We start from the raw sequence: 10624 nt of genomic DNA on the forward strand, positions 1-10624 counted from the left end.
ACTTTCTGGCTGACGGCTTCCAGTGCGGGCTTGATCGTCTCCAGGGCCTGCGCGTCACCGGCAGCGACCACGTTCAGGGTGCCCGCGGCGGCCATGTCCGGTCGCCCGAAAACCGGTGCGGCGACGTAGTGGACGCCGTGGTCGGCATGCGACTGCTGCAGTGCGCGGGCAAGATCGACCGATATGGTGGCGTGATTGACGTGAATAGCATCTTTGCCCATGGCTTCCAGCGCACCGTGGTCCAGGAACACGGACTTCAGCGCGGCATCGTCCGCAAGCATGCTCATGACCACGTCATGGGATGCGGCTTCGGCCGCACTTGAAGCGACTTTTGCGCCTTGCTCAGCCAGTGCGCGCGTGGCGTCCTTCGAGCGGTTCCAAACCGTCACCTCATGTCCAGCCTTCAGCAGGTTTCCGGCCATGCCGGTACCCATGGCGCCCAGTCCGATGAATCCGATCTGCATGTTGCCTCCTTACATGATCCAGTACGTATCAAACGAGTATTGTCCCATGCGGCATCTGAACCTGCGGTCACGCGATTCCAACACGATGCACAACGGCATACGCTTTGCATCCACCGAAGCCGAGCTCGATGCCGCGGTGAAGGTCGCGCACTAAAAGGACCGCCCGGTATCGGCGCACGCCACCACGGCGGCCGGCATGCGCAACGCGGTGCTGGCGGGCGTGGACAACATCAAGCACGGTTACGGCGGCACGCCCGAGGTCTTTGTCCTGATGAAAAAGCGCGGCGTGGCCTATATGCCCGCGTTGGAGGTCCAGACGGCCTATGCGCAGCACTTCCACGGCTGGAAGCCGGGGCAGCCGCCCACCGTAGACATGCAACAGTCCGCGCATGGCTTTCAAGCTTGCGCTTGCCGCTGGCGTGACCATTGGCAACGGCAGCGACGTGGGGGTGTTCACCCACGGTACCAACTACAAGGATCTGGAGTGGATGGTGCGTGACCGCATGACGCTGGCGCAGGCGCTGCTTGCCGCCACCGCGGTGGACGCAAAGATACTCGGCAAGCAGGGCCACTTCGGGCAGCTGCGACCCGGACTCGACGCGGACATCATCGCCGTTCGCGTTGACCCCAACCGGGGTATCCAGGCGCTGCGAAACGTGCCTTTCGTGATGATGGGCGGGGTGATCTACAAGCAGCCGTGATTGTCTGCGCCCGGCTCAGGGCATGAACCTGCGGGCCCAGGGTCAAGCGCCGCGGGCGCGAATGAGGGTGCCCATGACCTTAACCCGTCTTTCAGCGGCCGGCGTTTTCCGCGTTGGCGATGGCGATCAGCTGGCCGGCAACCGATGCCAGGTCCGGACCGATGATGTCTGGTCGTTCTCCGGCAGGATGCAGCGTCGATTCCCCCCGGGCCACGAATGCTGCTGCGCAGCCCGCACGCATGGCGCCGGTGACATCCCAGTCGTGCGCGGCCACCAGGCGCATGTCCGATGGATCGCAATCCAGCGCAGTGGACGCCACCGCGTACGCTTCCGGGTGCGGCTTGAATTTTTTTGCCTTGTCCACCGAAAGCACATGCGTGAACAGCGGGGTCAGACCGGTCCGCTTGAATTGTGCATCCACCGTGCGTTGCGGCGAGTTGGTCAGTGCGGTCAAGGTGAACCCGTTCGCGCGCAACTGCTCCAGTGCCGCGGGGACCTCCGGATGCGGCGTCAGCATGGCGATGGTATCGAACAATGCAGTACTCGAGGATTCATCCAGGGTGACCCCCCGATGCAGGGCAAGCGCCTCAAGGCTGTCTTCGGCCAGTTCGGCGAAATCGAGGTAGCGGCCAGAGAGGGTCGTGACCATGGACCATTGCAGCATGCTGGAAAACCAGGAGGCACGCAGAGTGGGATCGCCAAACAGCGACTCGAACACCGCGTCCAGCGGCGAGAGATCAAGCAGGGTTTCATTGACATCGAAGACCAGGTTGCGGGGTGCCATGGGGTTTCCGTATTCAGGCGAGCGGGTTGCGTGAAGCGGTCAACGGTTTCCCGGGCACATTCATGCCGGATCGAAAGAAACATGATCGTGCGAGAATTCATGCAGGTAGGCAAGGAAGTCCTGACTGGACATCGGTTTGCCTATGGCGAAGCCCTGCAGGTGCTGACAACCATGATCCTGCAGGAACTGTGCCTGCGCTTGCGTTTCGACACCTTCGGCGACGACCGGAAGTCCGAATTCCATGCCGATCGCAAGAATGGTGCGGACCAGTGCGGCATCCTTGCTGTGTTCGGGCAGGTTGCGGATGAAGCTCTGGTCCATCTTGATGCCATCCAGGTCAAAGTTCTTGAGATAGCCCAATGATGAATAGCCCGTGCCGAAATCATCCATGTAGACACGGAAACCATTGCCCTGCAGCGTCGCAAGAGTGGACCGTTTGTCCGCAGTATTGTCCATCAGCAGGCTCTCGGTGATTTCGAGCACGATGCGTTGTGGAGACAGTCCTTCCTCGGACACCATATTCGTCAGATGCTCGGCCAGACGGGGATTCCTGAACTGACGTGCCGACAGGTTGACAGCGACGCTAAGCTCCGCGAAGCCGGCTTTTTCCAGCATCAGGATGTGTCTGCATGCCTGGCGCAGCATGTGCTCGGAAAGCATTTCGATCTGCCCTGAACGTTCGGCGACAGCGATGAACTGTTGCGGTCCTATGGGCGGTGCATCCCCCCGTGGCCAACGGGCGAGGGTTTCCATTGATACGATCTTGCGGCTTCTTGTTTCGATGATGGGTTGGAAATGAGCCTCGAATTCGTCCTGGTCCAGGGCTTTGTGGATGTCTGCGGCCAGGGCGATGAACTGTTTCGTCTCGCGTTCGGCACCGATCTCGAATAATTGAAAGGTGTTACCGCCAGCTTGTTTGGCCACGCCGAGCGCAATCTCGGCATGACGCAAAAGGGTTGAAACCGTATTGCCATTGGCCGGGTAGCAGGCAAGACCGGCGCTTGCGGTCAGGTGAATATGCTCGTCGAGGCCATCCTCGCCGGCATAGAAAGCGTCCACGAAGGTGCTCGCAATGAGCACGGCTTCCTCCTCCTGTTCCAGGTTGGCCAGCATGATGGCAAAGGTGTCGCTGGTAAGGCGGCTGAGGTGCGCATCGGGGCCGGCATGTTCGGTCAGCCATTGCCCGGCATTTCTCAGGATTTGGTCCCCGACACTGTGTCCCAGGGATTGGTTGATGTCGGCGAACTGGTCGATACTGACCAGGAGTACACAGAGGATGTCGGTCTCCGGATCAGCTGCGCCCAAGGCCTGCTGCACACTCTCCTCGAACAGGATGCGGTTGGGCAGGCCGGTGATCGGGTCATACTTCAATACATCGCGCAGCTTGCGTTCGTATTCCCGGATGGCGGAGACGTCCGAGAACGTGGCGACATAGTGCGGCTGTTCCGGTACCGGGCTCTCGATGCGGGTCAAGGAGCCGAAAATAGGGTACAGCTCGCCGTTCTTGCGGCGTGTATAGACCTCACCGTGCCAGTGGCCCAGGGTCGTGAGAGCCTGCTCGATCTCGTCCAGTTTTTCCGGCTCTTCCTGTTCCAGTCGGCGTCGCACGGGCGCCGGGTGACCGATGAGTTCACTGCGGTCATATCCGGAAATGAGTTCGGTGGCGAGGTTGAACCAGAGCATGCGCCAGTCCCGGTCGAACACGCATACGAACTGGCTTGCATCATCGAAGGCCGCACGCGCTATGCGGCGTTCGTAGGCATTCTGGCTGAGCTTGCTGACGTCGCGAAAGATCATGGCGGAACGCTGCTCGCCCTTGTAGTCGAAGATCACGCAGCTCAGTTCGACACGGATTCGCTGGCCGTTCTTGTGCCGTATCCACAGTTCGCCGCGTACTGATCCGTTGTTGTCGCGCTCGTGGAGCAGCGATTGGGCCTCGGGGTCGTCCGGGTCGATCAGCAGGTCGCGACCGCCTTCAATTATTTCATGTTCGGAATAGCCAAACAGCTGGCAGGCGGCAGGATTGGCGGTGAGGGTGCCGACATGAACCCGGGTCAGCAGGATGGCGTCCATGTTGTTGCGGACCACCATGAGGTGAGACAGCGTCACCGATCGCGCATGCGCCAGCAGCAAAAGCATCATGCCCAGCACGAACATCATCGCAATAAGGATCGGAAGGTTGCCGATGACATCAAGGATCCAGCGCAGACCCAGTGTGCCGGGAAACAGGCTTGCAAGGATCAACACCAGCGTGCTGAGCATCATCAGCAGCACGCATGCATACAGTGTTCGATAGCCAAGAAAATTTCTCATTGGCTGTCTGGGTCTTGACCCGTGCAATCCCTTACTCATGATTTCGCAGGCGGTCATAACCAATAGTCATTTTATCTTACACCCGGATTTTTTTTTGGATGGGCCGTCACGCAATTGAGTTTTTTTGATTCAGGCGTGACCGCAGTAGAGTCTTCGCCTCGTCATGCCCTGCTGCATGCAACACCGCATGCTGCAGGGCTTGCGGCATTACCGTCGGTACATTTCCATTTTCCTCAGTTACCGTGAAACCAGGATCGATATCCATGAACTTGTCCTTGCAATCCCTGCCTGAGCTTTCCCCTGCACAGGCTCGCATGCTGCATCTGGCAGCACAGGGTCTGTTGCATCCGCCCCGGCGCAAGGCGCTTCGCTCAGATGTGACGGCGGCCATCGAGCGCATGCGCATGCTGCAGATCGATTCCATCCACGTGGTTGCGCGCAGTCCGTATCTGGTGTTGTTCTCACGCCTGGGTTGCTATCCGAAGGCCTGGCTGGACGAGGCCCTGGAAACCGGACACATTGCCGAGTGCTGGGCCCATGAGGCCTGTTTCGTACCCGCGGCCGACTATCCCTGGCATATGGCCGCAGGGCAGTTGCGGGACAGGCACTGGGCGCACAAGCGCGCCCGGCGCATGCAGCGCGAACACGGCAAGGCGTTGCAGGCACTGTTGCGGCAGCTCAAGCAACGCGGGCCGCTACGTGCGCAAGACCTTGCCACGCAGGGTCCGCGCAGGTCCGGCTGGTGGCAGTGGACTGCCGAGAAGTCCGCGCTGGAGGCCCTGTTCGCACTGGGCAAGGTCATGGTGGCGCGACGGGACCGCTTCCAGCGCGTATATGACCTCACAGAACGGGTGCTGGAACGGATGCTTGCCGTAGGTAATCTGCCGGATCGGATCGACCCTGACCCGGATCGACTGCGCATGCATTTCGCTGCCGATGCCATACGCGCCCTGGGTATCGCGCTGCCGTCCTGGGTGGGCGACTACCACCGCCTGGGGGCTGCGCCGCCGGGATTGCTGCAGGCGCTTGTCGAATGCGGTGAGGTGTGCAGCATCCATGTTCGTGGTTGGGACCAGCCGGCGCTGGTCCATCGCGATCATGCCGGATTGGTGCGTCGGATTGCCGAGGGCCGGCTGCGCGCCACCCATGCCACGTTGCTCTCGCCATTTGATCCGGTGGTCTGGGACCGCACGCGGGTGCGCGAGTTGTTCGGTTTCGACTACACGCTGGAGTGCTACACGCCTGCGCACAAGCGTCGCTACGGTTATTTTGTGCTGCCGTTCCTGTGTCGCGGAAAACTGTCGGGTCGCGTCGATGCGAAGGCGCATCGGGAGGATGGGGTGTTCGAGGTGCGTGCGTTGCACGTCGAGTGCGAGCGGTCGTTTTCCGATGCGCAGGTTCATGCCCTGGTGCGTTCGCTCGAGAAGATGGCACGGTGGCACGCCACGTCACGGGTGGTGCTGGGGGGAAACGTGCCGTCCCGGCTCAGGCGCCGGCTTCAGGTGGTGATGGATTGCGTGGTTGCCTGACCGCAACGCCGCGCAGCGTGCCGGAGCCAGACCCTCAGAATGCGGCGGCGTCCTTGCTCAGTGCGGCTTGCTTGTTCTTTTCCAATGCCTCGGCAAACTGCGGTTGCTCCTCGAAGCTCATCATGATGTAGCCGGTGTCGTCTTCGGTGCCGCGAAGTCGCACTTGCACAAGGATGTGGTCCTTGGTGTAGAACTTCTGCCAGATGCCACAGGTGGGTTGCCTCAGGCAGGCATAGAATCCCTGCGGATGCCTGGCGACCTTGGTGATCGTCTTGTTGCCATCCAGCCGGAAGCCCTCCCGGATCAGCATGGTCCCCAGTTCCTTGAAGCGTTTCCTGCCTTGCGCTCAGTCCGAATCGGCGACGATCCCCTTGCCGACCATCAGTATCTTCACCAGTCCGGCATCCTTGTCGAAGATCAGCAAATAGGAGTCGGCATCGCTGAGGTTCACGGGAAGCGAACGGGCCAGGTACATGGTCAACCGTCCCTTGGTTTTTTGCTGGCTAAGCTGAATGCCCCGGGCGCGAAGCTGTGCCGGTGCGGATTGCCAGTCCAGTCCGAAGATCCGGTCACGCGCCATCACACTACTGCAACAGGCGAGGGCAAGTATCGCGGCAAGGATGTACTTGAACGGCTTTATGTCGAGTCTATTCTTCAATGTGAAAAAGCATGTGCGGGCACCAAGCCGAGCCAGCCTCATGAACGAGTATCGTGAGGACCGAAATGACTCGCAAGCGCAATCCGCCGCATTACGCTGGCTTGCAATCGTATACATGCGCGCCCAGATCATCAGTGTGTGAATTTGGAGAGCATTGGATGCGTTCATTCGGAAAATCGCCCCATGGCGAACGCCTGGAACGGCTCAGGGATCTGCCGATGTGGGATGGTGAGGCGTTGCGCAACATCCATCCCATTTTGCCGGGCCTGCGCGATCCCGAAGCCCCGCGGCCGACGTTGCGGCAATTCCTGGTCGGCGGCCCCGACCGCACGCCGCCCGAACCGTTGCAAGCGTCCGACCCGCGCGCGCACTGGACCCGGCGTCCGCCGAGCGGCTTGCGCGCGACCTGGCTTGGGCATTCCACGGTGTTGCTCGAGATCGATGGCTGGCGCGTGCTGACCGACCCGGTCTGGGGCCAGCGTGCCTCTCCGTTCCGGTTGCTCGGACCCAAGCGCTTCCAGCCCGTTCCGGTGCATCTGCGTGATCTTCCCGAGGTCGATGCCGTGGTGATCTCGCATGACCACTACGATCATCTGGATTACCCGACCATCCGTGCGCTGGCGAAATCGAAGGTGCCGTTCATCACCTCTCTGGGCGTGGGTGCGCATCTGGAAGCCTGGGGCATCGCCCCCGAACGCATTACCGAACTGACCTGGTGGCAGAGTCACCGCGTGCCCGGCACCGGGATCACGGTCACCGCCGCGCCATCGCAACATTTCTCCGGACGCGGGCTGAAGGATCGCAACACCACACTCTGGTCGTCGATGGCGATCCGGGGAGAGCGCAGCAACGTTTTCTTCAGCGGCGACACCGGTCTGACCACCCAGTATGAAGCCATCCGCGAGCGGCTGGGTCCATTCGACCTGGTGATGCTGGAAGTGGGCGCGTTCCACCCGTCGTGGGGCGATATCCACCTGGGTCCGGAAAATGCGCTGGCCGCGCACCGCATGCTTGGGGGTGGCGTGCTGATGCCGGTGCACTGGGGCACCTTTGCACTGTCCACGCATGCCTGGGACCAGCCCGTCGAGACCCTGCTGGAGCAGGCCGATCCGGAGCACGCCCACCTGTTGCTGCCGCGCCTGGGTGAACCGGTGCAGCCGTCCGAGCGCCGACCGGCTGTACCGTGGTGGCGCGAGGTGAAGGGGACGGGTACGGCTGCGTCGAGTGCGCCCGCAACGGATGAAGTGAAAAGCGCCGAACCTCTAGCCGACCGCTTGCCGTGGCCTATGGATTGAGCCGGTCCCGCGACACGGGTAACCGGTGGTTTCAGGGCTGGTCATTCAGCGCATGGCGCTGGAGTGAGAAAACCTCGACCCTGCTGTGGATGGAGCCGCTGTGGATGGAGGTGCACGTTGCAGTCCATCCGCGAGACGCTGGACGTGGCCTGGAGCTGATCGACACGGGTCCGCAAGCATGCACCGCAGGCGGTGGAATCAGGTTTGCTCAGAATCGGGTGTGCAAACCCGGTTCGCGAGGTGCTGTGCGCGCTGATTGATGGTCTCGAGCACCTCTTTGCAGCCTTCGAGGTCGGAAGCCGACACGTCACCCAGAAGTTCCTGACTGACCTGTGCCGCCACCTTGCGGATCTGGTCGAGTGTGGAAGAGGATTTCGGGCTCAGGAATACCAGATTGGCGCGACGGTCGGTGGTGCAGGGTCGGCGCTCGACCCAGCCGTCTGTAGCCATGCGGTCGAGCAGACCCGCCAGCGATGCACACTCGATATCCATCTGGTCGGCCAGTTCACGTTGCACCAGTCCTTCCGGATGCTTGCTCAGGTACAGCATGGCCATCCATCTGGGCTGGCTCAGCCCGAGGCCGCACAGGCGCGCGTTCATCAGTCGCTTCCAGTTTTTCGCGGTGCGGTGAAGCGCGCGCGGAAAGGCCTCCAGGAGATGCTTTGCGTCATCGCCGGCATGTTGTGCGGTGCGTGACGTGGAGGATGGCCGGCTCGCGTTCATGATCTAGCCCGTTTCGGCTAGCTGAGCCAACTGGCGATTCTTTTCCGCTTCTTTGTCGGAATGCTCGTCGTAGTCGCGCGCGATGTACAGGTACATGACCGGCACGATGTACAGCGAGAAGAAGCTGCCCACGGCCAGCCCGGTTGCAACGACCAGGCCAAGCTGGTGGCGCGGCGGCGCACCGGCGCCACTGGCAAAGATGAGCGGAAGTACTCCGAACACCATGGCCAGCGTGGTCATCAGGATCGGACGCAGGCGTACCGTGGCCGCCTTGCCCACGGCCTCGAGCTTGCCCACGCCATCTTCATGCTGGATCTGGTTGGCGAACTGCACCACCAGGATGCCTTGCTTGGTGATCAGTCCGAGCAGCGTGATCAGTGCGATCTCGGTATAGATATTGAGCGTGGCAAAACCCAGACTCATGAAGATGAGCGCGCCGGCCACCGACATCGGGATGGTCAGCATCACGATCAATGCTTCACGGAAGCTGTTGAACTGCGCGGACATCAGCAGGTACACCAGAATCAACGACAGCACGATGGCAAAAGCGAAGGTATGACCCTGCTTCTCGAACTGTCTGGAATCACCCGCGTAATCGATGTTGTAGCCAGCCGGAGCGTTTTTCCTGACGAGCTGTTTGAGATAGTCCAGTGCTTGTCCCTGGGATACGCCCGGCGCTGGAATGCCGGTCAGGGTGGTGCTGTTGACGCGGTCGAACTGGGGCAGGGACTCCGGGATGGTCCGGGTCTTGAAATGCACCAGGGTCGAGAGCGGCACGAGCGTGCCGTCGGCGGCGCGCACGTGGTACTGGTCCAGGTCATTCAGTGTGGCGCGGGCTGCATCCGGCGCCTGGGGGATCACCTCGTAAGAATACCCCTGCATCGTGAAATGGTTGACCCAGCCGCCCGAAAGCAGCGGCTGCAGCGCAGAGGCGATGTCGGCCATGCTGATGCCCAGGCTTCCGGCCAGGCTGCGATCGACGACCAGGCGGTACTGCGGCTTGTCGATCTTCAGGTTCTTCTGCAGGAAAGCGAACTTGCCGCTTGCTTCCGCTTTGGACAGGATCGACTGCGCCACCTGGTTGAGCTGATCATAGGAGCCGCTGCTCGCCTTGATCACGAAGTCGATCGGCAGCAGGCTGGTGGAGCCGGGAAGCGGTGGGGGCGTCGAGACCGACAGCTTGAGCCCGGGCACGCCGGCCAGCTTGGCCTGTACTGGCCCGATCAACTCGTGCGCGGTGTGCTTGTCCTGACGCACGTTCATGCCGCCGAACATGCCGTTGGTGCCGCCGCCTCCGGGGCTGAATCCGGTGGCCATGAAGGTGGCTTTCTTCTCCGGGAACTGGTCGAACACCTTCAGCATCTGCTTGCTGTAGCGGTTCAGGAGGTTGGGACTGATGTCGGGATTGGCCGTGCCGATGCCGAAGACCACGCCCTGGTTTTCCGGGGGCGAGAGTTCGCTGCGCACGCTGGAAAAAAGAAAGACCAGGCTCACCAGGACGGCGACGGTGAACACCAGCCCGACGACCGGGTAGCGCAGGAAACCTTTCAGCGAGCGCTCATAGGCCGCCTCGATTCGCCCGTAGGCGGTTTCCAGGAAATGCATCAGTCCGTGATCCGGTGTCGGTCGCAGCAGCCAGCTGCACATCACTGGTGTCAACGTCAGGGCCAGAAGCATCGAGATCAGCACGCTGAACACGATGGTGAATGCGAATTCCGTGAACAGGATGCTGGTCAGTCCGCCCGAGAATGCCACCGGAAGGAACACGGCGACCAGGGTGGTCGACATCACGATGATCGGCAGGGTCAGTTCACGTGCCGATTTGATTGCGGCGACGAAACCTGACTCGCCCGCATCCACATGCCGATGCACGTTTTCCGTGACCACGATGGCATCATCCACGACCAGTCCGATGGCCAGCACGAAGGCCAGGAATGTGAGCAGGTTGAGACTGTATCCGGCCGCTTCCATGAAGATGCCGGCGCCAAGGATGGACAAGGGTATGGCCACCGCCGGGATGATCAGCGCGCGCAGCGAGCCAAGAAAGATGAAGATCACCAGCAACACCACTGCGAGCGTGATCGCGATGGTGGTGATGACTTCGGTGATGGCCGAGTGGATGAAGTCCGCGGTGTTGAACGGAATCCCCAGCTTGAG

General features: G+C 61.4%; 12 protein-coding genes. 3 read left to right on the forward strand and 9 right to left on the reverse strand.

Features of this window, described 5'->3' with window-relative positions; genetic code table 11:
• On the reverse strand, positions 1-464 hold a 464-nt coding region (locus PF446_RS00005), incomplete at its 3' end, for an NAD(P)-dependent oxidoreductase (protein ID WP_298068457.1).
• A 67-nt stretch (positions 465-531) separates the two neighbouring features.
• Positions 532-864, reverse strand: coding sequence for a hypothetical protein (locus PF446_RS00010; protein WP_298068459.1), 333 nt, complete (start codon positions 862-864; stop codon positions 532-534).
• Here PF446_RS00010 and PF446_RS00015 point away from each other — a divergent pair.
• Positions 854-1165, forward strand: a complete 312-nt coding sequence (locus PF446_RS00015; RefSeq protein WP_298068461.1) for an amidohydrolase family protein — start codon at positions 854-856, stop codon at positions 1163-1165. The two genes, PF446_RS00010 and PF446_RS00015, sit on opposite strands and share 11 nt — an antisense overlap.
• Before the next feature lie 91 nt (positions 1166-1256).
• Here the strand turns inward: PF446_RS00015 and PF446_RS00020 are convergent, their stop codons facing one another.
• The 3 genes from PF446_RS00020 to PF446_RS00030 all read right to left on the reverse strand — a co-directional run bounded on the left by PF446_RS00020 (position 1257) and on the right by PF446_RS00030 (position 4527).
• Positions 1257-1949 (reverse strand): haloacid dehalogenase type II, encoded by a 693-nt coding sequence (locus tag PF446_RS00020; RefSeq protein ID WP_298068462.1) that lies wholly within the window; start codon positions 1947-1949, stop codon positions 1257-1259.
• Between the two features lie 60 nt (positions 1950-2009).
• Positions 2010-4262 carry a bifunctional diguanylate cyclase/phosphodiesterase gene (locus tag PF446_RS00025; protein ID WP_298068464.1) on the reverse strand — a complete coding sequence of 751 codons (2253 nt, stop codon included), beginning with the start codon at positions 4260-4262 and terminating at the stop codon, positions 2010-2012.
• 106 nt (positions 4263-4368) lie between these two features.
• A complete protein-coding gene (locus PF446_RS00030) occupies positions 4369-4527 on the reverse strand; it encodes a hypothetical protein (RefSeq protein WP_298068466.1) in 159 nt (52 codons plus the stop codon).
• Between PF446_RS00030 and PF446_RS00035 the strand changes: the two genes are divergently transcribed.
• Positions 4526-5791 (forward strand): crosslink repair DNA glycosylase YcaQ family protein, encoded by a 1266-nt coding sequence (locus PF446_RS00035; protein ID WP_298068467.1) that lies wholly within the window; start codon positions 4526-4528, stop codon positions 5789-5791. The genes PF446_RS00030 and PF446_RS00035 overlap by 2 nt on opposite strands.
• A 34-nt stretch (positions 5792-5825) precedes the next feature.
• On the opposite strand, the gene PF446_RS00040 is transcribed toward PF446_RS00035, so the two are convergent.
• Entirely contained in the window at positions 5826-6101 is a 276-nt protein-coding gene (locus tag PF446_RS00040; protein WP_298068469.1) for a hypothetical protein, read from the reverse strand.
• A 36-nt stretch (positions 6102-6137) separates the two neighbouring features.
• A complete protein-coding gene (locus tag PF446_RS00045) occupies positions 6138-6617 on the reverse strand; it encodes a hypothetical protein (protein WP_298068471.1) in 480 nt (159 codons plus the stop codon).
• Here PF446_RS00045 and PF446_RS00050 point away from each other — a divergent pair.
• Complete coding sequence (locus PF446_RS00050) at positions 6608-7744, forward strand: MBL fold metallo-hydrolase (RefSeq protein ID WP_298068472.1); 1137 nt, start codon at positions 6608-6610, stop codon at positions 7742-7744. The two genes, PF446_RS00045 and PF446_RS00050, sit on opposite strands and share 10 nt — an antisense overlap.
• Positions 7745-7942: 198 nt before the next feature.
• Here the strand turns inward: PF446_RS00050 and PF446_RS00055 are convergent, their stop codons facing one another.
• Both PF446_RS00055 and PF446_RS00060 read right to left on the reverse strand, forming a co-directional pair.
• A complete protein-coding gene (locus PF446_RS00055; protein WP_298068474.1) occupies positions 7943-8344 on the reverse strand; it encodes a MarR family transcriptional regulator in 402 nt (133 codons plus the stop codon).
• A gap of 126 nt (positions 8345-8470) precedes the next feature.
• On the reverse strand, positions 8471-10624 hold a 2154-nt coding region (locus tag PF446_RS00060), incomplete at its 5' end, for an efflux RND transporter permease subunit (RefSeq protein WP_298068475.1).

The organism is Oleiagrimonas sp., assembly GCF_027858935.1.
Lineage (GTDB): Bacteria > Pseudomonadota > Gammaproteobacteria > Xanthomonadales > Rhodanobacteraceae > Oleiagrimonas.